This is a genomic window from Microbacterium sp. 5K110 (assembly GCF_005774735.1).
Taxonomy (GTDB): Bacteria; Actinomycetota; Actinomycetes; order Actinomycetales; family Microbacteriaceae; genus Microbacterium.
Genome location: NZ_VBUM01000026.1, coordinates 1 through 26,375 on the forward strand (window position 1 = coordinate 1; position 26,375 = coordinate 26,375).

Annotated in this window: 23 protein-coding genes; 7 read left to right on the forward strand and 16 right to left on the reverse strand. The window is 72.0% G+C overall.

Features of this window, described 5'->3' with window-relative positions; translation table 11 throughout:
• The 5 genes from FE256_RS08000 to FE256_RS08020 form a co-directional block, all read right to left on the reverse strand.
• A partial coding sequence (locus FE256_RS08000) for an N-acyl homoserine lactonase family protein (RefSeq protein WP_138174501.1) occupies positions 1-789 on the reverse strand: 789 nt, incomplete at its 3' end.
• Entirely contained in the window at positions 786-2,456 is a 1,671-nt protein-coding gene (locus tag FE256_RS08005; protein WP_138174503.1) for an allophanate hydrolase, read from the reverse strand. The genes FE256_RS08000 and FE256_RS08005, both read right to left, overlap by 4 nt.
• Positions 2,453-6,055 carry an urea carboxylase gene (uca, locus tag FE256_RS08010; protein WP_138174505.1) on the reverse strand — a complete coding sequence of 1,201 codons (3,603 nt, stop codon included), beginning with the start codon at positions 6,053-6,055 and terminating at the stop codon, positions 2,453-2,455. The genes FE256_RS08005 and uca overlap by 4 nt, the downstream gene beginning before the upstream one ends.
• Positions 6,052-6,732, reverse strand: a complete 681-nt coding sequence (locus tag FE256_RS08015; protein WP_138174507.1) for an urea amidolyase associated protein UAAP2 — start codon at positions 6,730-6,732, stop codon at positions 6,052-6,054. The genes uca and FE256_RS08015 overlap by 4 nt, the downstream gene beginning before the upstream one ends.
• Positions 6,733-6,743: 11 nt before the next feature.
• Positions 6,744-7,583 carry an urea amidolyase associated protein UAAP1 gene (locus FE256_RS08020; protein WP_138174509.1) on the reverse strand — a complete coding sequence of 280 codons (840 nt, stop codon included), beginning with the start codon at positions 7,581-7,583 and terminating at the stop codon, positions 6,744-6,746.
• Between the two features lie 83 nt (positions 7,584-7,666).
• Between FE256_RS08020 and FE256_RS08025 the strand changes: the two genes are divergently transcribed.
• The 6 genes from FE256_RS08025 (at position 7,667) to FE256_RS08050 (ending at position 12,525) form a co-directional block, all read left to right on the forward strand.
• The gene (locus FE256_RS08025; protein ID WP_138174511.1) at positions 7,667-8,323 is read left to right on the forward strand and encodes a TetR/AcrR family transcriptional regulator; all 657 of its coding nucleotides are present in this window, start codon (positions 7,667-7,669) and stop codon (positions 8,321-8,323) included.
• Between the two features lie 303 nt (positions 8,324-8,626).
• On the forward strand, positions 8,627-10,141 hold the full coding sequence (locus tag FE256_RS08030) for a high affinity choline transporter 1 (RefSeq protein ID WP_171024254.1): 1,515 nt from the start codon (positions 8,627-8,629) through the stop codon (positions 10,139-10,141).
• Positions 10,142-10,258: 117 nt separating this feature from the next.
• Entirely contained in the window at positions 10,259-10,627 is a 369-nt protein-coding gene (locus FE256_RS08035; protein WP_212743492.1) for a cupin domain-containing protein, read from the forward strand.
• Between the two features lie 51 nt (positions 10,628-10,678).
• Positions 10,679-11,320, forward strand: coding sequence for a cyclase family protein (locus FE256_RS08040; RefSeq protein WP_138174515.1), 642 nt, complete (start codon positions 10,679-10,681; stop codon positions 11,318-11,320).
• Positions 11,317-11,826, forward strand: coding sequence for a RidA family protein (locus tag FE256_RS08045; RefSeq protein ID WP_138174517.1), 510 nt, complete (start codon positions 11,317-11,319; stop codon positions 11,824-11,826). Before FE256_RS08040 ends, FE256_RS08045 begins: the two co-directional genes overlap by 4 nt.
• A 15-nt stretch (positions 11,827-11,841) precedes the next feature.
• Positions 11,842-12,525, forward strand: coding sequence for an alpha/beta fold hydrolase (locus FE256_RS08050; protein ID WP_138174519.1), 684 nt, complete (start codon positions 11,842-11,844; stop codon positions 12,523-12,525).
• Positions 12,526-12,540: 15 nt separating this feature from the next.
• Here FE256_RS08050 and FE256_RS08055 read toward each other — a convergent pair whose 3' ends face one another.
• The 8 genes from FE256_RS08055 to FE256_RS08090 all read right to left on the reverse strand — a co-directional run bounded on the left by FE256_RS08055 (position 12,541) and on the right by FE256_RS08090 (position 20,902).
• A complete protein-coding gene (locus FE256_RS08055; protein WP_138174520.1) occupies positions 12,541-13,797 on the reverse strand; it encodes a metal-dependent hydrolase family protein in 1,257 nt (418 codons plus the stop codon).
• The gene (locus FE256_RS08060) at positions 13,794-14,570 is read right to left on the reverse strand and encodes an ABC transporter ATP-binding protein (protein WP_138174522.1); all 777 of its coding nucleotides are present in this window, start codon (positions 14,568-14,570) and stop codon (positions 13,794-13,796) included. Before FE256_RS08060 ends, FE256_RS08055 begins: the two co-directional genes overlap by 4 nt.
• Positions 14,567-16,294: a dipeptide/oligopeptide/nickel ABC transporter permease/ATP-binding protein gene (locus tag FE256_RS08065; protein ID WP_138174524.1), complete on the reverse strand. Its 1,728-nt coding sequence runs from the start codon at positions 16,292-16,294 to the stop codon at positions 14,567-14,569. Before FE256_RS08065 ends, FE256_RS08060 begins: the two co-directional genes overlap by 4 nt.
• Entirely contained in the window at positions 16,287-17,333 is a 1,047-nt protein-coding gene (locus FE256_RS08070) for an ABC transporter permease (protein ID WP_138174526.1), read from the reverse strand. Before FE256_RS08070 ends, FE256_RS08065 begins: the two co-directional genes overlap by 8 nt.
• A 44-nt stretch (positions 17,334-17,377) precedes the next feature.
• Positions 17,378-18,952, reverse strand: coding sequence for an ABC transporter substrate-binding protein (locus tag FE256_RS08075; RefSeq protein ID WP_138174528.1), 1,575 nt, complete (start codon positions 18,950-18,952; stop codon positions 17,378-17,380).
• 125 nt (positions 18,953-19,077) lie between these two features.
• Complete coding sequence (locus FE256_RS08080) at positions 19,078-19,677, reverse strand: cysteine hydrolase family protein (RefSeq protein WP_138174530.1); 600 nt, start codon at positions 19,675-19,677, stop codon at positions 19,078-19,080.
• Positions 19,674-20,135, reverse strand: coding sequence for a cytidine/deoxycytidylate deaminase family protein (locus FE256_RS08085; RefSeq protein WP_138174532.1), 462 nt, complete (start codon positions 20,133-20,135; stop codon positions 19,674-19,676). Before FE256_RS08085 ends, FE256_RS08080 begins: the two co-directional genes overlap by 4 nt.
• A complete protein-coding gene (locus tag FE256_RS08090) occupies positions 20,132-20,902 on the reverse strand; it encodes an amidohydrolase family protein (protein ID WP_138174534.1) in 771 nt (256 codons plus the stop codon). Before FE256_RS08090 ends, FE256_RS08085 begins: the two co-directional genes overlap by 4 nt.
• A gap of 86 nt (positions 20,903-20,988) precedes the next feature.
• Here FE256_RS08090 and FE256_RS08095 point away from each other — a divergent pair, with 86 nt between their 5' ends.
• Positions 20,989-21,996: a phosphotriesterase family protein gene (locus tag FE256_RS08095; protein WP_138174536.1), complete on the forward strand. Its 1,008-nt coding sequence runs from the start codon at positions 20,989-20,991 to the stop codon at positions 21,994-21,996.
• A 147-nt stretch (positions 21,997-22,143) separates the two neighbouring features.
• On the opposite strand, the gene FE256_RS08100 is transcribed toward FE256_RS08095, so the two are convergent.
• Genes FE256_RS08100 through FE256_RS08110 form a run of 3 tightly spaced genes read right to left on the reverse strand, consistent with a single transcriptional unit; the run spans position 22,144 to position 26,374 of the window.
• Entirely contained in the window at positions 22,144-23,571 is a 1,428-nt protein-coding gene (locus FE256_RS08100) for an amidase (RefSeq protein WP_138174538.1), read from the reverse strand.
• Entirely contained in the window at positions 23,568-24,905 is a 1,338-nt protein-coding gene (locus FE256_RS08105) for an amidohydrolase (RefSeq protein WP_138174540.1), read from the reverse strand. The genes FE256_RS08100 and FE256_RS08105 overlap by 4 nt, the downstream gene beginning before the upstream one ends.
• Before the next feature lie 2 nt (positions 24,906-24,907).
• On the reverse strand, positions 24,908-26,374 hold the full coding sequence (locus FE256_RS08110) for an aldehyde dehydrogenase family protein (protein WP_138174542.1): 1,467 nt from the start codon (positions 26,372-26,374) through the stop codon (positions 24,908-24,910).
• Between the last annotated feature and the right edge of the window lies 1 nt (position 26,375).

Genomic DNA, 26,375 nt, shown 5'->3' on the forward strand with positions numbered 1-26,375 from the left:
GTCGTGGGCGGGCCAGACCTCGGTGCCGGGGGTGCGGTGCAGAGCCGCGAGGCGCGCGACCGCCCGGTCGGCGCGGTCGGGGCCGTCGTCGCCCACCGTCGAGCCGCAGCGCACGCCGTGTTCGACGTTGCCGAGGAGGTCGGCGGCATCCCCCGCGAGCACGACGGTGCGATCGGGCAGCTCGACGACGAACGACTGGTGCCCCGGTGTGTGCCCCGAGGTGTCGATGACGCGCAGGCCCTCGGCGAGCTCGGTGTCACCGTCGACCAGCGCCAGGGTCAGGCCGTCGCGGTCGAGGTCGTCGCGGAGGAGGAAGGCCATGCGCGGGTCGGTCACGTGCCGCACGTGCCACCATTCCCGCCGCTGCAGGACGAGCGGCCGATCCCGCGCGAGCAGCCGGGCCCCGCCGGTGTGGTCGAAGTGCGCGTGCGAGAGCAGGACCGCCGCGAGCTCGCCGAGGGCCAAGCCCGCCTCGGCGATCTGGTCGACGAGCGGGTCGCCGGGGGGCACGATCGGCGCGTAGTTCTCGTAGTCGAAGGATGCCGTGCGCACGGCGCGGTCGCGGATGCGCGCGGGGTCGAATCCGCCGTCGACGAGCACCCAGCCCTCGTCGAAGACGATCGCCACGGCCGTCACCGGCTCCAGGAGGAACCGGAAGGTGCTGCCGCCGTACAGGGAGACCGCCTCGGGGATCGGCTCGTACGCGACGACCATGGGGACGAGTCGGCGTGGGCGCCCACTCAGCCGCAGCGGCGTGAGCGACGCGAAGTCGACGACCGTCGAGCTCACGCCGTCGCCGCCCGGTACGCGCGCCAGCCACCGTGAGCAGTGATGTCGGTCGCGCCCTCGAGGGCCACGGCCTCGCACAGGAAGCCCGCGACGCGGGAACCGTCCGCGAGGACAGCGGAGCCGATGCCCATCGGCGCGGGCAGGTCGGCGACGAAGCGCCCGAAGCCCGCCGCGGGCAGACGCCACACCTCGCCCGCGATCGGCGCGCCCCCCGCGGCCACGCGGGCCAGACCGGGCTTGGGCGGGACGGTGTCGAGGGCGTAGAGCCGGTAGTCCGCCGAGGTCTGCACGTCGGCGACGAACGTCCCACCGGCGGCGACGAGCTGATGGTTCAGCGGCTGCCCGCGCAAGTGGGCACCGACGACCAGCAGGTCGACCGCGGGCGCCTGGATGCGCTCGGCGAGCTGCGCGAGCGTGCGATCGGCGAAGGGGGCGCCGGTGAGCATCACCCCGAACGCGCGGCCGCCGACGACCCCGGCGGGCACGGCCAGGGCGCTCCGGTCGAGCAGGTTGGCGAAGTTCGTGTACCGCCCCATGCGGCTGTTGGCCCCGACCGGGTCGGCCGCGACCTCGTCGAGCGTCGGATGCCACGTCGTGGTGGGCGTGAGCAGCGCGACGGTCCCGTCGAGTCGGCGCAGCCCCTCGGCCCCGAGGCGATCGAGGCGCTCGCGGTCGCGGAAGTAGTCCACGGCCCGCGCCTCGGCACCGCCGAGCACGATCCCGGCGACCGTGGGATCGAGGTCGGTGCCGACGAGCTCGGGGTGCGCGGCGATGAAGTCGCCGACGGCCGCGGTGCGCTCGGCGACGAAGGCCCCGCCGTAGAGCAGGGAGGCCGCCTCGAGCAGCGGGGCGATGTCGACCTCGACGATCTCGACGCCGGACGCGGCGAGCGCCGCGACGACGCCGGCGAAGGCCTCGGCCCACCCGTCGGCGAGACCCGCGAGGTGCTCGGCCGTGGGCACGGCCACCCGCGGGCGCGCGTCGAGCGGTGGGGCGGGGCGGTCCTCGCGGCCGAGCGGGTCGATCCCGTCGGGGCCGGACAGCAGCTCGGCGGCCGCGCGGGCGTCGGACAGCCCGCGCGCGAACACCGTGACGCAGTCGAGGGTGCGGCACGCGGGGACGACGCCCGTGGCCGGCACGAGGCCCACGGTGGGCTTCACGCCCACGATCCCGTTGAGCGCCGCGGGCACGCGGCCGGAGCCGGCGGTGTCGGTGCCCAGCGCGAGGTCGACGATGCCGAGAGCGACGGCCACCGCCGACCCCGAGCTGGAGCCGCCCGAGATCCGCGTCGGATCCCACGCGTTGCGTACGGCGCCGAAGGGGCTGCGGGTGCCCACGAGTCCGGTGGCGAACTGGTCGAGGTTCGTCTTTCCGATCACCACGGCTCCCGCGGCCCGCAACCGGGCGACCGAGGTCGCGTCGCGCTCGGGGCGGTACGCGTACGCGCGGCTCCCGGCCGTCGTCGGCATCCCCTCGACGTCGATGTTGTCCTTCACCGCGACGACGGTGCCGGCCAGCGGCAGGCGCTCCCCCGCCGCGACGCCGAGGTCGACCTCGGCCGCTTCGGCGAGCGCGTCGTCCTCGTCGCGGACCGTGATCCACACCTCGGGGCGGTCGACCTCGCGCATCCGGGCGTAGGCGGCGCGGACCCGGTCGACGGCGCTCACGCGTCCACCGCCACGGCGGCGAGCAGCTGACCGGCGGCGACGGTCTCGCCCGGTCGCACGAACACCTCGGCGACGGTCCCCGTCACCGGCGACCCGATCGGGGTCTCCATCTTCATCGCCTCCAACACGATCATCTTCTGCTCCTTCTCGACGGGCGCGCCCTGCGCCGCGTCCACACGCCAGACCGCGGCGGCGAACGGCGCGGTCACACCCACTGTGCCCGGTGGCAGCTCTCGACCGGCGCTCGGCGCCGCTACGGGCGCGTCGTCCACGCGGTCGAATTCTCCGCTGATCCGCCACCGCTCGCGCTCCTCGTCGAAAGCGCGGCGCTGGCGGTTGCGGAACGCGTCGATGCCCGGGGCCTCGGCGGCGAGGAACCGCTCGTACTCCGCGAGGGCGAACTCGCCCTCGACGGTCTCGAAGTCCCCGCGCCCGGCATCCACGTCTGCGCGCAGATCGAGCAGCTCCTCAGGCGAGACGGGGTACCAGCGGATGCGGTCGAAGAATCGGAGCGCCCACGGGTTCTCGGTGAAGAGCCCGCCGCGGCGGAAACGGTTCCAGATCTGCACCGTGCGGCCGACGAACTGGTAGCCGCCGGGGCCCTCCATGCCGTAGATGCACAAGTAGGCGCCGCCGATGCCGACCGAGTTCTCGGCGGTCCACGTGCGGGCGGGGTTGTACTTGGTGGTGACGAGCCGGTGCCGCGGATCCAGCGGCGTCGCCACCGGTGCACCGAGGTAGACGTCCCCGAGGCCCATGACGAGGTACTGCGCGTCGAACACCGTGCGGTAGACGTCGTCGACGCTGTCGAGGCCGTTGATGCGGCGGATGAACTCGATGTTCCACGGCGTCCAGGGGGCGTCGTCGCGGACGCCCGCCATGTACCGCTCGATCGCCAGACGCGTCGCGGGGTCGTCCCACGACAGCGGCAGCCGCACCTCGCGCGACGGCACGACGAGCTCGGAGGTGGGCGGCAGGTCGTCGTCGAGCTCGCGCAGCAGGCCGACGAGTTGCGACGCGCGCAGCACCGACGCATCGGTGTGCACCTGGAGCGACCGGATGCCGGGAGTGACGTCGAGGATCCCTCTCGGGGCCTCCTCCGCGAGGCGCTCCTGCAGCGCGTGAACGCGCATCCGCAGGCCCAGGTCGAGCACCTGGTCGCCGAACTCGACGAGGACGTTGTCGTCGCCGTCGCGGCGGTACGTGGTCCGCGGGCGGAGGACGCGTTCCCCCTCGACCTCGGCCTCGCGCACGGCGATCACTCCGTCGTCGCCGTCGCCGGTGCCGACGAGAGCGGGGGCGGCGATCGCCGGGTCGAGCGTGGCCGCGTCGGCCTCGCGCACCGGCGCGAACCGCACGACGTCTCCCGGCCGCAGCTGGCCGAGCTTCCACAGATCCCCGGATGCCACGACCACCGGGCACACGAACCCGCCGAGGCTCGGCCCGTCGGGGCCGAGGAGCACGGGGGTGTCGCCGGTGAAGTCGAGCGCGCCGACGGCGTAGGGCGTGTCGTGGATGTTGGAGGGGTGGAGGCCCGCCTCGCCGCCGTCGGTGCGCGCCCACGTCGGCTTCGGGCCGGTGAGCCGCACGCCGGTGCGGGCGGAGTTGACCTGCACGCGGTACTCCGCGGAGTACAGCGCGTCGATGTCGGCGCGCGTGAAGAACTCGGGGGCGCCGTGCGGCCCCTCGGTCACGGCCAGGACCCACGTCGCGTCGAGGTGCGGGCGCCGTTCCGCGGGGGTCGGCGTCGGGTCGGCGATCGCGGCGGCGCCGGGGCGCAGCACGTCACCCGTCACGAGCGCGCGGCCGCCGTGCCCGCCGAAGCCGCCGAGCGTGAAGGTCGAGGCGCTCCCGAGGTACGACGGCACGTCGAGACCGCCGCGTACGGCGAGGAACACGCGCATGCCCGGCCCCTCGGCGGTGCCTACGTGCAGCACCCCGCCCGCCGGAACGGCGATCGGCTCCCACATCGGCGCCGGGGCGCCGTCGAGCTCGACCGGAGCCGCCGCCCCCGTGACGGCCACGACCGAGGCGACGCTGAAGCGGAGCGTCGGTCCGGTGAGGGTGATCTCCAGGCCCGGCGCACCCTCGGGGTTGCCGACGGCGAGGTTGGCTTCGCGGAAGGACACGGCATCCATCGGCCCGGACGGCGGAACGCCGACCTTCCAGTAACCGATCCGCCCCGGGAAGTCCTGCACGGTCGTGAGCATCCCCGCGTCGACGACGTCGATGCGCGGGTCGGGGTCGCGCGCTCCGTCGAGGGTCGCGGTGTCATGTCGGACGGCGCGGACGCGCGGGTCGTTCACGACCTCGCGGATCATGCCGGTGCCGGTGACGATGCCGTCGATACGCGTGTCGGCGAGCGCGGCGGAGAGCCGGTCGAGGGCGGCGTCACGGTCGGCGCCGTGAGCGATGACCTTCCCCAGCAGCGGGTCGTAGAACGGCGACACCTCGCTGCCCGCCTCGACCCACGAGTCGACCCGGATGCCCTCGCCCTCGGGCCACCGCACGGCGGTGACGAGTCCGGTCGACGGCGTGTTGCCGCGGTCGGGGTCCTCCGCGTAGATGCGGGCCTCGACCGCGTGTCCGCGGGGTTCGCGAGGGCCGGCGAACAGGTCGTCGGGGAGCGCGGCCGGGCCGCCCGCGGCGAGGTCGAGCATGAGGCCGACGAGGTCGACGCCGAACACGGCTTCGGTGACCGGGTGCTCGACCTGCAGGCGCGCGTTGACCTCGAGGAAGTACGCTCGCTCGGCGACGGGGTCGTAGACGAACTCGGCCGTCCCGGCGGAGCGGTACCGGATGCCGGATGCCAGGGCCGCTGCGGTGCGGTGGAGTTCCGCGCGCACCTCGGGCGGCAGACCCGGAGCCGGGGCCTCCTCGACGACCTTCTGGTTTCGGCGCTGCAGGGAGCAGTCGCGGTCGCCGAGCACCGCGACGCGCCCGGCGCCGTCGCCGAAGAGCTGGACTTCGACGTGGCGGGCGGGCCGCACGAACTTCTCCAGGAACACCCCCGGAGTCCCGAAGCTCGCCTCGGCCTGACGGACCACCGCGTCGTACGCGGCGCGCAGCTCGTCGGCATCCGCGCACACCCGCATGCCGATACCGCCTCCGCCGCCGGTGGCCTTGAGCATCACGGGGTATCCGATGACGGATGCCGCGGCCTCGGCCTCGTCGAGGGAGGCGAGCACCCCGGTGCCCGGGAGGAGCGGGACCCCCGCGGCCTCGGCGAGCGCGCGGGCGCGGTGCTTGAGCCCGAAGGCCTCGAGCTGCTCGGGCGTCGGCCCGACCCACACCAGCCCCGCCGCCTCGACGGCGCGCGCGGCGTCGGCGTTCTCGGCGAGGAAGCCGTAGCCGGGGTGGATCGCACCGGCACCCGTGGCACGGGCCGCGGCCAGGATGGCATCCACCCGCAAGTAGGACTCGGCCGCGGGCGCGGGGCCGAGGCGGACCGCCTCGTCGGCCTCGCGCACGTGGGGCGCGGCCCGGTCGGCGTCGGAGAACACCGCGACGGTGCGCAGGCCCCGCTCGCGCGCGGACCGGATGATGCGGCGCGCGATCTCGCCGCGGTTGGCGACGAGCAGGGTGGCGAAGGAGGTCACGGGCGCGTCACCACCATGCGCAGCGGCGTGCAGCTGAAGTCGTTGCAGGGGTTGTTCATCTGCGGGCAGTTCGACACGATCACGAGCACGTCGCGCTCCGCCCGCAGGGCCACGCGCTTGCCGGGGGCCGACATCCCGTCGACGATGCCGAGCGAGCCGTCCGCCTCGACGGGGACGTTCATGAACCAATTGAGGTTGGAGACGAGGTCGCGGGCGCCGAGCCCGTACCGGGCCGCCTCGGCGAGGAAGTTCTCGCGGCAGCCGTGCTGGTAGAGGGTGTGGTGCCCGTAGCGGAGGGTGTTCGACTCCTTCGAGCAGGCGCCGCCGATCGTGTCCTGCCGGTCGACCTCGTTGCCGACGACCGTCATGAGCGGGCGGCCCAGGTTGCTGCGCAGCACCGTGCCGGTGCGGACGTAGACGTTGCGCTGCCACGCGATCGTGTCGGCGGCGCTGTACCGCTCGTCGGTGTCGTCGGCCGCGTAGACGAGGAAGTCGGCGGACTGGTTGCCGCCCACGTCGACGATCGTCAGGACGTCGCCGGCGCGGACGATGCCCGACCACGGTCCGCGCGGGGCGACGCGCTCATCGAGCACGACCTCGCCGGGGACGAGCGGCTCGGACCAGTCGAGGGGGACGCCGTCGGCGTGGACGGGACGATCGGGGACGGTGGTGCTCATGGAACGGCTCCTCACGATCCGGCCAGGGCGGCGTAGGCGATGGTGTTGCGGTAGGCGCGTTCGCGCTCGGGGGTGAGGGAGAAGACGGGATCGCCCTCCGCGGTGGGGCGCGACGCCCAGGCGGTGACCTGCAGCGGGCCCACGACGTAGTCCTCGCGCGGGTCGAGCGGATGCGGGACATTGGCGACGAGCACGATCAACGGCAGTTCCGCGACGAGTTCGATAGAGGCGCCCGGCCCGGCGGATCCGGTCCACTCGAGGTCGCCGGCGGCGTTCGCGCGCACCCCCTGGAAGAACGACACCGACGGCGGCAGGTCGCGAGAGGTCAGGCCGTGCTTGCTCGCGGCGAGCCGCAGCAGGCCGTGGCCCGACGGCGAAGGCCCCTCGGGCGCGGCGTCGCCGTAGCGCTCGATCGCGAACGCGTCGCTCGTCGTGCCGCAGAAGGCGTCGTGGTGGCCGGAGGTGTCGGCGGCGATGGTCGCGAGGACGCGCCCGTCGCCCGAGAGCAGCGGGTGCCCCTCGCCGAGATACGCCTGCCACGGGATCTTCTGCGTGTCGGCGACGTTGAGGCGCTCCCCCGGGTTCGCCGAGTTGAACAGGACGACCGTGGCGCACGCGTCTCCGGTGGGATCGGCGAGCCGGAGGCGCGTTCCGCGGGCCACCCGGAGGTGCGTATACCCGCCGGGGGCGACGGTCTCGGCCCAGCGCAGGTCGCCGTCGGCGACGCCCTCCGGCCGGAACGGGGCCGTCGAGGGCGGGAGATACGGCATCCACGGTGAGCGCGCATCCCGGGCTCGGGCGTCCTGCCGCGCCCGTCCCACGTCTCCGAGTGCATCCACACGACCGTCCATGGGATCCCTTTCTATCGGTTGACAGGTATTAGAGCACCCGTGCGTTTCGGTGGCGTTACGAAGCGCCCGAGTACGGTGGGGGCATGGCGCCGACGAGAACCGGACGACCCCGGGCATCCGGCTCCTCCCCCACCGGACTCGGCACGCGCGCCGATGTGCTCGCCGCTGCGGCCGCCCTGTTCGGCACGCGCGGGTACGGCTCGGCCAGCACGCACGCGATCGCCGAGGCCGCCGGCATCCGTCAGGCCACGCTCTACCACCACTTCGCGCGCAAGCAGGACATCCTGCTCGCGCTGCTCCTGGACACCGTGCAGCCCTCGCTCGACGTCGCCGCGCAACTGCTCGCGCGCGACGAGGAGCCCGCCGCGCGCCTGTGGGCGCTGTGCGTGTCGGACGTCACGCTCCTCGCCGAAGCGCCGCACAACACCGGGGCGCTGTACCTGCTGCCCGAGGTGTCGGACGCGGCGTTCCACCCGTTCCGCGAGCGTCGCGGCGAGCTCGAGACGACCTACCGCACGTTCGTGGCCGCATGCGGCGTGGATGCCGCCGGCGCGGCGGCGGGCGCGGCGCTCGTGCTGGCGCTGGTGGAGAGCGTGATCCTGCAGCGCAAGGGCGGACAGACGGCGCCCCTGGATGCCACGACGATCGCGGCCGCCGCATTGCGCGTGCTCGACCTCGACGCCGCGACGCGCGAGCGGGCCGCGGCGGCGGGCCCTGGCGTGCTCGCGGCGCTGGGCTGAAGCCGGCGGGTTCCGCCGGCTTGCGGCCGGCTCGTGGCGGGTGTGGCCGCGAGACTGCACCCAGCTGACAAACCCACTGCAGACTGCAACCGAGATGTCAGCAGCGTGCAGTCTCGCGGGTCGAGGGGCCCCCGCACGCAACCCTCACCCGGATGCCGGACCCCACCCCGGATGCCAGTGCCCGGCGCCGCGGGCGATTTCACGCGCCTTTTACACGGCCGAAACCACGCGCGACCCCGGCGAGCGGATTGTTTCTGTCAAGCAACAGAAACCCGATTCGCCCCTCATCGCCGGGAGCCCGCCATGATCATCTTCGGAGTCGCGCTGAGCGTCGTCCTCATCCTCGTCGTCGGCATCGTCGTCGCACGCAAGGTCGACGGCGACAGCGCGAATTACCTCGTCGCCGGACGCCGTCTCGGCGTGCCGCTCGTCGCCGTCAGCCTCACCGCCGCCGCCGTCGACGCCAACGCGACCGTGGGGAACACCGACCTCACGTCGCAGTTCGGCTTCTGGTCGGGGGCGTCGCTCGCGATCGGCCTGGCCGTCTGCCTGCTGCTGACCGGCCTGTTCCTCGCCAAGCGCATGAACGCCATGAAGCTCTTCACGCTGGGCGACTTCTTCCGCCTGCGCTACGGACGCCCCGTGGAGCTGCTGGCATCCGTGCTCATGATCGTGTCGTTCACGTTCCTGCTCGCGGGCAACCTCGTCGCGTGCGGCTTCCTGCTCGAGCGCTTCGCGAACATCCCCTACGCGTGGGGCGTGGTGCTCGCCGTCGTCCTCGTGCTCGCGTACACCGTCGCGGGCGGCCTGTTCTCGGATGCCTACACCGCGGCGATCCAGACCACGATCACCGTCGTGGCGGCGATCGTCCTGCTCGCGTGGGTCGCGTTCTCGTACGGCATCGTGATCCCCGAGGGCATGGGGCCGTTCGACCTCCAGCAGCTCACCGACCCGGCAGCCGGTGCCCCGATCAACTGGGCGACGCTCATCTCGCTGGCCATCGGCGACATCGTCGCGATCGACTTCATGCAGCGCATCTTCGGGGCGAAGAGCCCGTCCGTCGCGCAGCGCTCGTGCTTCATCGCCGCGGGGCTCACCGCCGCGATCGGTTCGGTCTTCGCGATCGTCGCCTTGAGCGTCTCGTCGACGCTCGGGCTTTCGGTCGAGAACGGTCCGGTGCTGTACCAGCTGCTCGGCGACTACGCGCCGCCGATCATCGCGATCCTCGTGCTCTCGGGCATCGTCGCCGCCTCGTTCTCGACGGCCTCCGGGGCGATGCTCGCCACCTCGGCGATCGCCGTCCGCAACGTCTTCACGGTCCGCCGCCACACCGGCAGCGGCCCCGACCCGCTGCTGCGCTGGACGCGTCTGGCCATGATCCCGTTCGTGATCGCCGGCGCCTTCCTCGCCATCCGCGTGAGCCAGACCGGCATCCTGCTCACGCTCGCCTTCGACCTGATGCTCGCGTGCCTCGCGGCACCGTTCGTCATCGGGGTGTTCTGGAAGCGTCCGGGCGCCGTCGCCGCCCTCGGCGCGATGGTCGTCGGCTTCGTCGTGCGCATGACGCTGCTTGCCCTGACCCCGACGCTCTACGGCGTGCCCAACGACATCCTGCACGTCCCGAACGACCTCGTCGGTCCGGAGTTCGACGGCTGGGCGACGCTCGTGTCGGCGGTCATCGGGTTCGGCACCTACGTCGCCCTGGCCTTCGCGCTCCCCCGCCGCGCGCCGGAGCTCGACCGCGAAGCCGCCGTGCTGGCCGACCTCGCGGCCGAGCGCGAGGCCTCGGAGCGCGAGGGCGTGGAGGTGCCGGCGTGACCCGACCTCGCGGGGCGAGGGAGACGGATGCCGTCCGATGCCGGTGCGATCGATCCCGTCACACGGCGCGGTGAATCCCGTATTGCGGATCCATTCTTGCCGCTTTAGGATCCAATCGTGACTTTCGTGATGCGCCCCGCCGAGGTGGATTCCTCCGAGCTCGAGGCCAAGCCCCTCGCCCCGCCGAACGGCGAGCCGCTGGCCGGCGAGATCATCGTCCGCGGCAAGGTCCAGTTCGTGAACGACGACCGCACGATCATCTCCGGAATCTGGGAGAGCGACCCGGGCACGTCGCGGTGGGAGTTCCTCACCCGCGGCGAGATCGTCCACATCCTCGCCGGACGCATGACCGTCCAGCGCGACGGCGAGGAGCCGGTCGAGCTCACCGCCGGCAGCGCCGCGTACTTCCCGATCGGATGGACGGGAGTGTGGAACGTCATCGACCCCGTCCGCAAGCTCTACGTCGTCTACAAGCCCGCCGCTTGAGCGATCTCGCGCCCACCCTCCTGCCCTCTCCCCTCTGAAAGACCGCGATCCATGCCACGCATCATCGATCTGAGCATCCCCGTCCACCCCGAGATGCTGCACTGGGGTCGCCGCCCGACGTACGAGATGGTGGAGGAGATCTCCGACACCAGCCCCAGCGAGGTCTCGCGGTGGCTCATCGGCGCCCACACCGGCACGCACGTCGATGCGCCGAGCCACTTCGTCAAGGGCGGCACGACCGTCGACTCGCTCCCGATCGACCACACCATCGGCGAGGCGCGCGTCCTCGACCTCCGTCACGTCGAGAAGGAGATCACCGCCGACGATCTCATCGCGGCCGGCGCGGAGGGCGCGAAGCGCGTGCTCTTCAAGACCCGCAACTCCACCGACGCCCTCACCCGCACCGAGAAGAGCGAGACGTGGGTCGGTCTCGGCCCGTCGGGCGCGCAGTGGCTCGTCGACAACGGCGTGGTGTTCGCGGCGAACGACTACATGACCATGGAGGCGCCCGACCACACCGTCGAGTGGCCGACGCACGTCATCCTGTGCAACGCCGGCGTCGTCATCCTCGAGAACGCGAACCTCGCCGCGGCCGAGCCGGGCGACTACTACCTGGTCTGCCAGCCCATCCCCTTCGAGGGGCGCGAAGCGGCACCGGCGCCGACGGTGCTCCTGACGCTCCCCGGCGCATGACGGCCTCCTTCTCGATGTCGGCGGAGCAGCGCGCGGCCGAGCTGGGCCTGCGGATCCCGGACTACACGAACCCCCCGTACGGCGGGCGCTACGGCGCGGGACTCAAGGCGTTCCACCGCACCGGCGACTTCGTCGAGCTCAGCGGGATCACCCCCGAGACGCGCGACGGCGCGCAGGTACATCCGGGCGTCGTCGGCACCGAGGTGTCGCTCGCCGACGCTCAGGATGCCGCCCGCCAGACCGCGATCAACAGCCTCGGCCTGATCCGGCTCGCCGTGGGATCGCTCGACGCCGTCGCCGGGCTCTCGCGCGCGCTGTGCTTCGTCCTGTGCGCCCCGGACTTCGACCGACTCAATGAGGTCTCCAACGGCGCCACCGATCTCTTCCTCGACGTCTTCGGCCCCGAGATCGGTGCCGTGGGCCGAGCGAGCATCGGCGCGACGAGCCTCACGCGCCGCAACAGCTTCGAGCTCTGGCTGAGCTTCGAAGCCCGCCCCCTCACCTGAATCTCCGGAGTCCTCATGCATGTCGTTCTCGTTCACGGCTCGGGCGGCAGCGCCCAGTCCTGGTCCTCGGTCGTCCCGCTGCTCGAGGCGGCCGGCATCCCGGTCACCGTGTCGGACACCCCCTCGCAGTCCCTCCACGACGATGTCGCGACCATCACGCGGATCATCGACGACATCGACGGGCCGGTGCTGCTCGTCGGACACTCGTACGGGGGCTCCATCATCACCGGCGCGGGCACGCACCCGCGCGTGCGCGGCCTCGTCTACATCGCGGCGTGGGTTCCCGACGAGGGCGAGAACATCCAGGAACTGGTCGGGCAGTACCCCGAAGCCGAGGTCGGCACCTGGTTCTCGCGCGGCGAAGACGGCAGCTGGATCCCGGACGATTCGCCCGCCGCACGGCAGGCGCTGGCCTGGGACGTTCCCCTGGACGTGTGGGAGCGGCGCCTCCACGATCGACGGACCTCGGCCGACGCCATCTTCACCGAGCGCAGCGGCCCCGCCGCCTGGCGCACGCGCCCGTCCTGGTACCTGATCGCGGAGGACGACAAGCACATCCACCTCGAGGGCCAGAAGCACATGGCCGCTCGCGCGGGCGCGCACATCCGGACGGTCGCGACCAGCCACGCCATCCCGTACGCCGCCCCCGAAGCCGTCGTCGCGATCATCGACGCGGCGCGGTCGTCCCTCGCCGAGTGACGAGGTCTCGACGCCTCAGCGAGACAGGGCGTCGAGATCCTTCACGAACCGTCCGCTCTGGACCACGGCGCGCACGCGCTGCGGATCCGCCAGCGCCGCGATGTCGCGGAGCGGGTCGACGTCGGCGATCACGAGGTCGGCGAGCTTGCCCGCCTCCACGGATCCCAGGTCGCCGTCGAGGCGGAGGAGACGGGCGCCCGCGAGAGTGCCGGCGTGCACGGCGGCCAGGGGAGACAGACCGACACGCACCAGGTGCGCGAGCTCGGTGAGGTTGCGGCCCTGCTCGTGGATCCCGGCATCCGTTCCCAGGGCGATCGGGACGCCCGCGGCGACCGCCGCGGAGATCGACGCGAGGCCGCGCTCTTGGCGGGCCTGACGCACCGGGTCCGCCGGGCCGGGCGGGACGCGCAGGAGAGTGCTGAGCGTCGGCACCAGCACGACACTGCGATCGCGCATCAGCGCGATCGTCTCGTCGCTGAGGTCGTAGCCGTGCTCGATGCTGGCCACCCCGCCCTCGACCGCCGCGCGCACGGCCGCATCGGTCTGGGCGTGGGCGGTCACGGGTTGACCGGCGCGACCGGCCATCTCGGTCACGATCGCGGCGACGTGCTCGCGCGGGAGCCCCGTGTCGCTCGGGGAATCGTGCGGGGAATGGACCCCGCCGGACGTGCAGACCTTGATCACGTCGGCACCCGTGCGCACGAGAGCGCGGACAGTGCGGACGACCTCGTCGAGGGTGTCGACGACCGCGCACCCCGACGCCAGCCCGCGCTCGGCCCACGCGGGCAGCGAGCCGTTCGCGTTCACGGGGTCCGCGTGCCCTCCGGTCGGCGAGAGCATCGAAATCGCGAGGTGCAGACGCGGACCGACGAGGGCTCCGGAGGCGATCGCCGAACGGTATCCGGGCGTCAGTCCGCTCAGGTCGCGCGCAGTCGTGACCCCCGCCTCGAGCGTCGACCGCAGGTTGCCGATCGCCGCGACGACGGCTTCCTCGGGGAACCACAGCCGCTGCGTCTCGGCATCCACGTTCGTACTCATCACGAGGTGCACGTGCGCGTCGACGAAGCCGGGCAGCACCCATCGGCCCCGCAGGTCGATCTCGCGACCCGGGACGTCACCGCCGCGGCGCGGACCGACGTAGACGAGGCGATCCCCGCGGATGCCGATCTCGACGTCGTCGAGCGGCTCCGCGCCGGTGCCGTCGATGACCGTGGCGCCCGTCAGGCGCACGTCGCCCGACGCCGCCGGAACCTCGGGCAGTCGTGCACTCATACGTCGAGCCGGAATCCGGGCGAACCGGGGTCGGCCTCCAGCAGGCGGCGGGTGTACCAGTGTTGAGGGTCGGCGTAGACCTGCTCCACCGGCCCGCTCTCGACGATGCGTCCGCGGTGCATGACGGCGACGACGTCGCTGACCCGCTGCACGACGGCGAGGTTGTGCGAGATGAACATCATCGACAGGTCCTGCTCGGCCTTGATCTCGGCGAGCAGGTCGAGGATCTGCGCCTGGACGGACACGTCCAGGGCCGAGGTGATCTCGTCCGCGATCACGAAGGCGGGATCGATGATGAGGCTGCGGGCGATCGCGACGCGCTGCCGCTGACCGCCGGAGAACTCGTGGGGATAGCGGTGCATCATGTCGCCGGAGAGCCCGACGCGCGTGAGCTCGTGGGCGATCCGATCCTCGAAACGCGCGACACGGCCCCGCCGCGGGTCGAGCGCCTCGGCCAGGGTCTGCCCGATCGTGCGCCGCGGCGAGAGCGAGGAGTACGGATCCTGCGGGATCATCTGCACGCGCCGCCGGTGGGCGTACGTCGCCCGTCGACCGTGCACGCGCGAGAGGTCGGTGCCGTCGACGTCGACGCGTCCGTGGCTCGGGGACGCGACGCCGACGAGGACCTTCGCCAGCGTGGACTTGCCCGACCCGGACTCACCGACGACGCCCACGGTGCGTCCGCGGGGCACCTCGAGCGACACTCCGTCCAGGACCGTGACCGCGCCGTATCGGACCCGGAGGTCCTCCACGACGACCATCGCTGCGTTCATCGCCCGTCCTCCTGACCGACGGATCCGACGCCGACCTCCACCACGGGAGACGCGGCCAGCAGTCGCTTCGTATAGGGGTGGGTGACGGAATCCTCCGTCATCCCGCGCACCTCGTCGATCCGCTCGACGATGCGGCCGTCCTTCATCACCAGCACCCGGTCGCACAGGGCCCGCACGACGCTGAGGTCGTGCGAGATGAACAGCATGGAGGTACCGGACTCGGCGTTCATCCGCTTGATCAGGGTGAGGACCTCTCGCTGGACGGTGACGTCGAGCGCCGTGGTCGGCTCGTCGGCGATCAGCAGCGCCGGTTCGGTGCTCATCGCGGAGGCGATCATCGCGCGCTGCTTCATGCCGCCGGACAGCTGATGGGGGTATTGCCGCAAACGGCCCTCCGGATCCGTGAGCATCACCGACCGGAACCGCTGCACGAGCAGATGCATGGCGGCGCGGCGGGTGTGCCGCAGCCGCACGCGCAGGACGTCGGTGAGCTGGATGCCGAGGATCAACGCCGGATTGAGCGCGGTGCCGGGATCCTGGTAGACGAATCCGATGCGCTCGGCCAGGAACCGGTCGGACACCCGGCCCGTCAGGTCGGTGCCGTCGAGCGTCAGCGTGCGGGCGCGGGCGTGGAGCCCTTCCCCGAGGAGACGTCCGACGACCGAGGCGGTGACGGACTTGCCGGAGCCGCTCTCTCCGACGATGCCGAGGATCTCGCCGCGGCGGATCGTGAAGGACACGTCCGAGACGAGAGCCCGCCCACTCCCGGCGTGCTGCACGTCGAGCCCGTCCACGACCACCAGGTCGCGCGGATCGCGGGCGATCGACGGCGCTCCCGGGGCCTTCAGCAGACGCGCACGGTCGGTGTTCGACCGCGGGTTGGCCGCGGCCGCGAGACCGTCACCGACCAGCAGCGCCGCGAGCGAGGTGATCGTGAGCGCGACGGCCGGACCGACGATCACGATCGGGTTGACCACGATCTTGCTGAGCCCCTCGCTGAGCAGACGCCCCCAGTCGAAAGCCGGCGACTGCGGCCCCAGCCCGATGAAGGACAGACCCGAGATCTCGACCAGCGACCCGGAGAAGGCCCCGGCGATGAGGATGAGGGTCGGTTCGGCCATGTTGGGGAGGATGTGGCGGAGGGCGAGCCGATGCGCCGGCACACCGAGCAGGCGCGCCGTCTGGACGTACTCGCTCGAGGCGATCTTGGCGGCGAGGTTCGCGGTCAGGCGCGCGAACCCGGCCATGTTGGCGATCGCGATCGCGATCACCAACTGCACGACGCCCTGCCCGAGGACGGCGGCGATGATGATCGCCACGAGCATCGTGGGGTAGCTGATCGCGAACTCGATGCCCCGCAGGCTCAGCTCGCGCAGACGACGCGGGGCGAGCCACGTCGCCACCCCGAGGGCGATGCCGACGATCGCCGACAGCGCCGTCGCGGACACGGCCATGAACACCGTCGGCTGGGTCGCGACGAGGGTGCGGGCGAGCATGTCGCGGCCGAGGGTGTCGGTTCCCAGCGGATGGTCGGGCGTGGAGGGGAGGTTCGGTGAGCCGCCCAGCTGCGTCGCCGCCGTGCCGAACAGCAACGGCGCGAAGATCGCGACCAGGGCGACGAGCCCGAGCAGCCCGACGCCGACGACCAGCGGCACGTTCCATCGGAAGGCGCGCGGCTTGGCGGGGATATCGGCCAGGAGGGCCGGGGGAAGGGTGTCAGCCACGCTGCTCTCCCAGGGTTCGCGGGTCGATGACGCCCAGCACGATGTCGATGATCAGCGTCGTCACGAGCGAGATCACCCCGATGACGAAGACGGCGGCACGGATGACGGGATAGTCCTTGTCGACCGCGATCGCCTGCACGATCACGCTGCCGAGCCCCGGCCAGGCGAACACCGCCTCGGTGATGAGCGCGGACCCGAGCAGGGCGGTGAGGATGATGCCCGACAGGGTCAGGGCCGTCGTGAGGAGGTTGGGCAGCATGTGCCGCGTGTAGATCGTCAGGGCGGGGAGGCGCCACCCGCGCGCGGAGCGCATGTAGTCCTGCTCGAGGATGACCGCGGTCTCTCGCCGCACGATTCGCGCGACCGAGCACAGTCCGCCCAGCGTCAGCGAGGCGATCGGGAGGATCGCGGCGGTGCCGAGGCTGTACGCGGGCGAGTAGGCCGGGGGAAGCACACGCAGGATGACGGCGAAGATGACGACGAAGGCCGTCGCCTGGACGTAGGTGGGGATGGAGGAGATGAGGGCGGTCACGCCGTTGAACCCGAGGTCGAGCGCGCGGCGGCGCCCGTTGCGGGTGAGGACGCCGATGGTCATGCCGAGGGCGAGACCGAGGACCAGCAGCAGGATCACGGCGGGGATCGTCAGCGCCAGGGTGTTCGGTGCCGCCGCCATCACGACGTCCATCGCCGGAATGCGGTACTTGAACGAGTCGCCGAAGTCCCCCTGGGCGACGGCGACGACGTAGTTCCACAACTGGACCGGCAGCGGCTCGTTCAGGCCGAGCTGCTGACGCACCAGTTCGACCTGGGCGAGCGTGGCGTTCTCGCCGGCGATCGCGGTCGCGGGGTCCCCGGGGATCAGCTGGACGATGAGGAAGGTCACCACCACCAGGAGGGCGAGGTTGATCACCAGCCCGATGCCGCGTCGGATCAGGAAGGCGCGCCAGGCGCCACCGAGACCGGCCGCGCGGGGCGACTCCTCGGTGGCGCCGTCGCCCGGACCGGAGGTCGCAGGAGTATCGGCGATCTGCGATGACATCGCGTCCTCTTCTCTCGTGATCCGGTCCGGGCGACGGGTGGGGGTCAGCCCGTGATGCGCATGGCCGTCGGGTCCCAGTACCCGGACAGCACGTGGGTGGCGAAGCCGTCGCGAGCGACGTAGCGGTGGGTGTCGGTGATGAGGGGCATCATGTCGACCCGCTCGAGGATGGTGCGCTGCGCCTCTTCGAAGCCCGCGCACTGTGCGGCCTGGTCCGTCGCGGCCATGCCCGCCTCGTAGGCGGCCACGCCCTCGGGGTTGTCGGTGTATGCGACGTTGGTGCCGCCGTTGGCGTAGGTCGGTCCGAGGTAGCGCGCGATGGAGAGGTGGATGAGTCCGGCCTCGGCGTTCTCGGCGGCGACAGCGAGGTCCCACGTCTCGGGCTGCGTACGCATCTGCTTCGACCAGTCGGCCGGGTCGGGCGCGCTCACCTGGACCGTCGCGCCCGCGGCGCGCAGCGACTCGGCGAGGTAGTCCGCGGCCGGGTTCCAGTTGGACATGATCAGCAGGCGGATCGTCTTGCCCGCGAGCACGGGTGCGGCCGCGGCCGGGTCGTACGACGACAGCAGCGAGGGCTCGTTGAGAGCGCACGAGTAGCTGGCGCTGTTGACCGTGAACTGCGGCTCGCCCAGCCCGTCGAGGCTGGCCTGGTTGAAGGCGTTGGGGTCGATCGCCTGGGTCACCGCGGTCCGCAGCGCCTTGTCACCGGCGAAGATCGAGCCGGAGTTCGGGTCCTCGTTGAACACGAGGTTGTAGGCCGAGCTCGAGAACGTGACCGCGCTGTAGCCGGGCTTGTCCTCGAAACGGGTGAAGTTCGAGTCGTAGAAGCGGGCGACGTCCACACCGCCGGACTCGAGCAGGTTGGCGCTGGTGTTGAGGTCGGCCTGGACCGTCAGGTTGAGCGTCTTCGCGGGCGTGCCCTGCACGGTCGTCCACGCCGGCCACGCGTCGTAGCCGTCGCGGAGGGTGTACTTCGCGCTCTTTCCCGCGACGGTTTCGGTGAGGGTGTACGGGCCGGAGAAGGCGCCGGCGACCGTTCCGGCCGCGAGGCCCTCGGGGTCGGCGAGACCCGCGGGGCAGATGATCCCGGTGCCGGGGCGGGTCAGACCGCTGAGCATCTGAGAGTAGGGCGCGGTGAGCGAGATCTCCACGGTTCCCGCGGCGTCGTCCGCGGCGAAGGTGGGGGTTCCGGGCCCGAAGGCCTGCGCCTTCCACGTCTTCGCGCCGCTGTCGTCGAGGCCGACGAGGTACTCGAAGGATGCCGCCACGACGCTGGGCGTGATCGCCGTGCCGTCCGCGCACGTCGCTCCCTTGCGGATGGTGAAGGTGTAATCCGACGCGGAGTTGGCCGTCCACTCCGTGGCGAGTCCACCGACGAGCGGCTCGGAGTCACCCTGTCGCAGCAGCGTGTCGAATCCGAGACGCGCGGTGTACAGGTCCGACGTCGCCGTCGCCTTTGCCGGGTCGAAGGTCGCCGGGGCGTACCAGAGCTCGGTGTTGATGGTGTCGGCGACGGCTCCACCACCCGCATCGGGGGCGGTGGAGGCGGCGCAACCGGTGACGGTCAGAGCCGCAGCGGCCGCCAAGGCGATACCGGCGAGCGTCCGTGTTCTCGTCATGATGGGTTCTCCCAGGTGTTCGGGTACAGCATTCGGGGCGCGTCGCCACGGTGGCGGGCAGTTCCATTTTGGATCCAAAATGTTTATTTACGCATCCAATATTGCTTCAGATATGTTACGGATCGTCACGAGCGCGAGAACAGCCCGTCCGCGACATCGGCCGCGGTGATGAGGGAGTCCCGCTGGAGGTAGGCGATCGCCTCCAGCGCGGCGTCGTGCGCGCACCTGCTGGACCCGGCGACGCAGTCCGTCAGCACCCGCACGCGGTAGTCGTGCTGATGGGCGTCGACGGCGGTGTAGTGGATGCAGACGTCGGTGAGCCCTCCCACCAGCAGAACCGTGTCCGCCCGATAGGACTTCAGGGCGAGCTCGAGCTCCGTGGCGAAGAACGCCGAGTACCGACGCTTGCGGATGACGAACTCCTCCGGGCGCGGCTCCAGCCACGCGGCGAGCTCGGTCCCGGGGTCGCCCTCGATGCAGTGGACTCCCTCGGCGCCGTCGAGCTCGCGCCCGATGTCCACCAGGCTCGGCTTGTGGACCTCCTGGATGAAGACCACCGGCACACCGTTCTCACGGCACGCGGCGATGAGATCCCGGACGCGCGGAGCCCGCTCCGCCCTTCCGTCCATGACGGGGATTCCCGCGGTCGGCTCGGTCCCGGCGCCGCCCTGGATGTCGACGACCACGAGCACGGGACGCTCCACGCCCTCCCACACCGCGGTCATGCCGCCCCTCCGAACCGCCCGGAACGGACGTGGGCGAAGGGCAGCAGCTCCCCCACCTCGACCGCGACGTGCTCCCCGTGCGAGGAGACCCACACCCGCGCGTCCGGGGCGTGCTCCGTCAGCAGCTCGGCGCACACGCCGCACGGCTCGATGAGGTGCTCCGTCCCCGCGGGGCGGCGCAGCACCGACACGATGGAGCGCACCGCCTCTCCGGAGGCGGCCGCGGCGCTCACCGCGGCGGACTCCGCGCAGATCGACGCCCGCCCGGCGCTGGACTCCACGTGCAGGCCCGTCACGACCGACCCGTCCGCGAGGCGGAAGGCGCTGGCGACCTCGTGGCGCCCCACGACGTACCGGCGACGCAACAGGTCGAGAGCCCGCCCGAGCAGAGCGGCATCCGGCTCATCCATCCCGTCGGGGATGCCGTCGAGGAGCGGGCGAGCGGAGGCGGCGGTCATCCGGCATCCAGTCCGAGGAGTCGGGCGAAGTTGCCGCCCTCCACGAGCGCCCGGTCGGCGGGGTCGGTCACGACCTTGGCGATCTTCAGGCGCTCGAGGTCGAAGTCGGAGCCGGGCCACTCGGTGCCCATGAGGATCTTCGCGGCGCCGAGGCGGGCGTAGGCGCGCTTGACGTCCGCCATGAGCGTCGCGGAGGTCTCGAGGTACACGTTCTCGCGACGCTCGGCGACGATGATCGCCTCGGGGACGTTCCATACGGCACCCATGTGCGCGATGATCGTCGGCACGTCCGGGTGATCCTTGACGATCTCCTCGATCGCGAACGGCGCGCAGAACGCGTCATCCAGCGCGTTGATGATCACCGTCATCCCGTGCCGGGCGCACTCCCGGAAGACCGGGTCGAGGAGGCCGTGGTCGGCCACGTGGTACCCGTGCATGCTCGGGTGGAGCTTCAGTCCGCGGATGCCGGCTTCGGCGAGCCGGGTGATCTCGTCGATCGCGTCGTCGGCCTGCGGCATGACCTGTCCGAACCCGATGAATCGGTCGGGGTGCGCATCCTGCAGCCCGATGATGAAGTCGTTCTCGATCCGCTGCGCCAGCGAGCACACCATCGCCATGTCGACGCCCGCGGCATCCATGCGGTCGATGATGCGGCGCGGGTCGAACGGAACGTGTGCGGGCGGCTCCTCGCCGGGGCGCGCTCCCGAGAGGTAGTCCGAACGTCCGCGGACGTTCTGCGTGGTGTTGTACGCGTCGATGATCTGCATCGATCGCCCTCCTCGGCTCGGGACTCGTTGATAGGATCCATTTGACACTAGATCGGATCCAAAATGAAACCCCGGGAGCCATTGTCATGATCCAGACCGTTCTCGGGCCGATCGAGCCGTCCCAGCTGGGGCGGACCTCCACCAACGAGCACGTGCTCGCCGACTCCCGGCATCTGCGTCGCCCCACCCGTGAGGGCACATGGTGGGACGGGGAGGTTCGCGCGGAGACGCTGGGCGACCTGCGGTGGAACTGGCTGGCGCTGCCCGACAACCTCCACCTGGATTCCGCCGACGTCGCCGTCGAGGAACTCGCCCTCGCCCACGGCGACGGGCTGCAGGCGGTCGTCGAGGCGACGTCGGTGGGGATGGGACCCGATCCGTCGCGCCTGCCGGAGATCTCCCGACGCGCCGGCGTCCACATCGTCGCCGCCTACGGCAGCTACATCGACAAGACGCTCCCCGCGGAGTGGAAGGCGCAGACCGACGACGCGATGCGCGCGGCGTTCGAGGAAGCGCTCTCCCGGGCGGTCCCCGGCGCCGACTTCCCGGCCGGTCTGCTCGGGCTCATGGGCACCAGTGCCGAGATCACCCTCCCCGAGGAGCGAGCGCTGCGCGCGGCCGCTTCCGCCGCCGTCGAGGCGCGTTGCGCCGTCTCGATCCGCCTGGATGCCGCCGCCCGACGCGGGCCGGAGGTCGCGGCACTGTTGGCCGACGAGGGTATGGACCCCCGCCGCATCCTGTTCTGCAACATCGACAAGGTCCTGGATGCCGCGTACGTGCGCGACATCGTCGACACCGGCGCCGTCGTGGAGTTCGCGTTCGGAAGCGAGAACTACTTCGCGGACGGCGCGCGGGATGCCACCGACGGCGAGCGCCTCGCCTTCCTGCTCGACCTGTGCGAAGACCGCCCCGATGCCCGCATCACGATGTCGGCCTCGGTGTGGACCAAGGGCCAGCTCGCCCGCCACGGCGGCATGGGGTACGGCCACGTCGTCCGCCGCATCGTGCCCGTCCTGGAGCGGGCGGGAGTGCCGGCTGCGCGCATCGACCGGATGCTGATCACGGAGCCGGCCACCCTGCTCGATCGGGGCTGACCCCCACCTCCCGCACCGCGACCCGACTCCCGTGGATCGACGGCGGTGGAGCGGTGGCACCCCGTCATCGTCGCGCGCGCGTGTTGCCGGGCTGTTTCGATCAGCGATCGCGGCGGCGTCGTCCCCCGAGAGAACGCCCGGAAGTCGTCAGAGCGGGAGGGCGGCGGGCGCCGCGCCGACGTGACCGAGAACGTCTTCGAGGGCCGCGCCGACGGCGAGGAGGGCCAGGTCGCCGCGCGACGCGCCGACGATCTGCATCCCCACCGGCAGGCCCGCGTCGGTGAAGCCCGCGGGCGTCGCGAGCACGGGGTGGCCCGTGACGGTGAGACGGCACGCCGCCCGCTGCCAGAGGAAGTAGCGCTCGAACGTCGTCCCGTCGACCTCGGCCACCCATTCCACCTCCGCCGGCGGCGCCGCCACCGGAGTCGCGGGGTAGATGATGCCGTCCAGTCCCTGCAACGCCGCGGCCGTGCGCCGGAACAGCACCGTCCGATGCGCCAACGCCGCCGCGTACGCGTCGGCGGTGAGCGCGCGACCCTCGGCGACGTTGCGCAGGTAGTCGTCGCGGAAGCCCGACCTGCCCTCGTCGAAACGGGCCTTGCCGTCGGCGCCGAAATTGAACATCTCGATGGCCTGCCAGGACTCGTCGGCGCCGTCGAGGTCGGGTTCGACATCGATGATCTCGACCCCGGCCGCCTCGAGCACCTGCCGCGCCGCACGCAGGACGGCGCGCACCTCGGGATCGATCGGCAGACCGCCGACGTCCTCGCTCCAGCCCAGCCGGATCGAGCGGGGATCCCGGACAGGCAGAGTCAGGAACGCCTCCGCGTCCTCGACCCACGACAGCGGCGCCAGATCGTCACGCCCCGTGATCCCGGACAGCAGCCGCGCGGCGTCCCGCGAGTCGCGGGCCATCGGCCCCAGGACCCCGTGAGGGTCCCAGCCGTTCCCGGTGCGCGCGCTCGGCACGGTGCCGGGGGTCGGCCGAAGGCCCACGATGTTGCAGAGGGAGGCGGGGTAGCGGATGCTCCCGCCGCTGTCGGATCCGTCGGCGATCGGCAGCATGCCCGCGGCGAGCGCGGCACCCGCGCCCCCGCTCGATCCGCCGGCGTGACGGCTCAGGTCCCACGGGTTGCGACACACCCCGCGCACGGGGTTGAAGGTCAAGGTCCCCAGGCCCGCCTCGGGGGTGTTGGTCTTCCCGATGATGAGGGCACCCGCGCGACGGAGATTGGTCGCCAGCAGGCTGTCGTGCGTCGCAGGACCGGCGTCGCGATACGCGGCGGAACCGTGCGAGGTGGGCAGACCCGCGACGTCGATGAGGTCCTTCACCCCGGTCGGGAGTCCGTGCAGGGGCCCGAGACGGTCGCCGCGTGCGACGGCTCGATCGGCCTCGAGTGCCATGTCCATCGCTTCTCGCTCGGAGACGAGCGACACGAAGGCGGCCACGTCGGACTCCACCTCGGCGATGCGGTCGAGGTGCACGCGCATGACCTCGGCCGCCGAGATCTCGCCGCCGGCGATTCCCTCCGCGAGGGCGGTGGCGCTCCAGCGGTACAGAGGAGTCTCGGTCATGCGCGGGGGTCCTTTCGGTAGACGGTGCGCCCGGCGACGGTGGTGCGGAGCACGGAGAGGCTGCGCAGCTCGTCGATGGGGACGGCCGTGGGGTCAGTGGGCCAGAGCACCCAGTCGGCGCACGCGCCCGGAGCGATCACGCCGCGGTCATCCTCGGCGTAGGCCGCCCGGGCCGCGCCGGTGGTGTAGGCGGCGAAAGCCTCGTCGAGGGTGAGGGCCTCGGCCGGGTCGAGCGGGCGATCGTCGCCCGCGATGTGCCGCGTGACGGCCTGCCACATGAGGTGCCGGGGGTCGAAGGCGAAGAAGGGGCCGTCGGAGCCGAACGCGACGGTGGCCCCGCTGTCCAGCCAGCTGCGGAGGGGGTTGGCGCGCTCCGCCCGCTCCCCCAGGGCCGCCCGCAGGCCCGCCCCGTTGTGCCAGATGATCGAGGGCTGCACCGAGGCGATCACCCCGACGCGCGCGGCCTGCGCCATCGCCTCCGCGGGGGTCTCCAGGTAACCGTGGATGACCTGGAACCGGAGATCCGGAACCGCGTCGCCCGCGGCACTCGCGGCATCCACCGCCAGCGCCACCGCCGCAGACCCGACCGCGTGCGTGCCGACGCCCCAGCCGTGCGTGCCGCACCAGGCGACGAGGCGCCGGTACTGGTCTTCGGGGATGCGCTGGAGCCCGGTGTAGCCCGAACCGTCCCAGGGGCGCTCCAGCCACGCCTGACCCTTCAGCGCCTCACCGTCCAGGTAGACCTTGATGCCGCCGAGCGACAAGACGTCGTCGCCGAACCCGGTCGCCGCGCCGATCCCGGCGAGTCGGGCGATCAGGGCGTCGATCTCGTCGGCGTCGCCGGTCGTGAGCTCGAGGAACGGCATCGCGACGGTACGCATCGAGAGGAGTCCGCGCTGCCGCGCCACCTGGTACCCGCGCATCTCGTCGGGAGTGACCGCGGGATCGACGACGGTGGTGATGCCGAGCGCGTGCAGGAGCGGCTGGACGCGCTCCAGGGCCCGGATCCGGTCGTCGAACGGCGGATGCTCGGGCCCGTCGTCGTCGAAGCTGTCGCGCATGGCCGCGATGAAGCGGTCGACGTCGTCGTCCGGCTGCAGGTAGTCCAGGGCCTTCAGACCCGCACGCTGCATGTGCATGTGGGCGTCGATGAGCCCCGGGGTGACGACACCGTGCAGCTCCTCCTCGAGCACTCGCCCTGCCCAGCGCTCCCGCACGTCGCCGACCCGTCCGACGTCGCGGACGCGACCGCCGGCCACCACGAACGCGTCGGCGTCGGGGTGGTCGGAGGTCATCGTCACCACGCGGTCCGCGCGGTACAGGACGGCATCCATGCTCAGGCCTCGGGGATCGCGATCACGACGCTCTTGCTCTCGAGGAAGCCGCGCAGGCCCTCCTCGCCGAGGTCGCGGCCGAGGCCCGAGTCCCCCGTGCCGCCGAACGAGAGCGCGGGGTCGAAGAGGTTGTACGTGTTGATCCACACGGTCCCGGCATCCAGCGCCGCGGCCATCCGGTGGGCACGGCCGAGATCGCGGGTCCAGACGCCCGCGGCCAGACCGTACGCGCTGTCGTTGGCGATGCGGACGGCATCCGCCTCGTCGTCGAAGGGGATGATGCCGACCACGGGGCCGAAGATCTCCTCGCGGGCGATGCGCATGTCGTTGCGGACGTCGGTGAAGAGGGTGGGCTCGACGTAGAACCCGGGCTCGCGCACACCGCCGCCGGCGAGCAGGGTGGCGCCCTCGTCGACGCCGGTGCGGATGTAGCCGAGCACACGCTCGCGCTGTTCTTCCGACACGAGCGGTCCGACGGTGATGCCGCCGTCGAGTCCGTCTCCGACGGGCACGCGGGCGACGGCGGCGGCCATCCGCTCGGTCATCTCCGCCAGGATCGAGCGCTGCACCAGCAGCCGGCTCCCCGCGGTGCACATCTGCCCGGAGTGGCCGAACGAGGCGCGCATCGCGGTGAGGACGGCGGCATCCAGGTCGGCATCCTCGAAGACGATGTTCGGGCTCTTGCCGCCCAGCTCCAGCGTGACGCGCGTGAAGTCGTCGGCGGCGGCGTGCGCGACCAGGCGTCCGACCTCGGTGGAGCCGGTGAAGGTGATCTTCGCGATGCCCGGGTGCGCGGTCAGTGCCGCTCCGACCGAGCCGTCGCCGGTGAGGATGCTGACCGTGCCGGCCGGCACCCCCGCCTCGGCGAGGATGCCGCCGAGCCGCAGCAGCGTCAGCGGGGTGTCCTCGGCGGGCTTGGCGACCACGGGGCACCCGGCGGCGAGCGCGGGGGCGAGCTTGAACGCCGCCGTCATGATCGGGAAGTTCCACGGCAGGATGATCGCGACGGGTCCGACCGGTTCCTGCAGCGTGTAGACGTGGTGCGCACCGCCGTCGACCGGGACGACCGTGCCGCCCAGGCGCGAGGGCGCCCCGGCGTAGTGACGGAACGTGCGTGCGGCCATCGCGGTGTCGGCGCGCGAGCGTTCGATGGGCTTGCCGTTGTCACGCGTCTCGAGGATCGCGAGCTCTTCGAGCTGCTCCTCGATGAGGTCGGCGACCCGGTTCAGGATGCGCGCCCGCTCGAGCGGCGCGAGCCCGCGCCAGCGGCGGTCGGCGTGCGCCTGGACGGCGACCGCGACGGCGACGTCGACGTCCTCGGCCGTGGCGTCGGCCACGGTGGTCAGCACCTCGCCGGTGGCGGGGTCGATGACCGCGCGCGCGGCGCGCTCGCCGCGCGGCATCCACTCTCCCCCGAGAAGGAACGGTTCGTACTCGGGCAGGGCCGTGACGGTGGTGCGAAGGCTCATG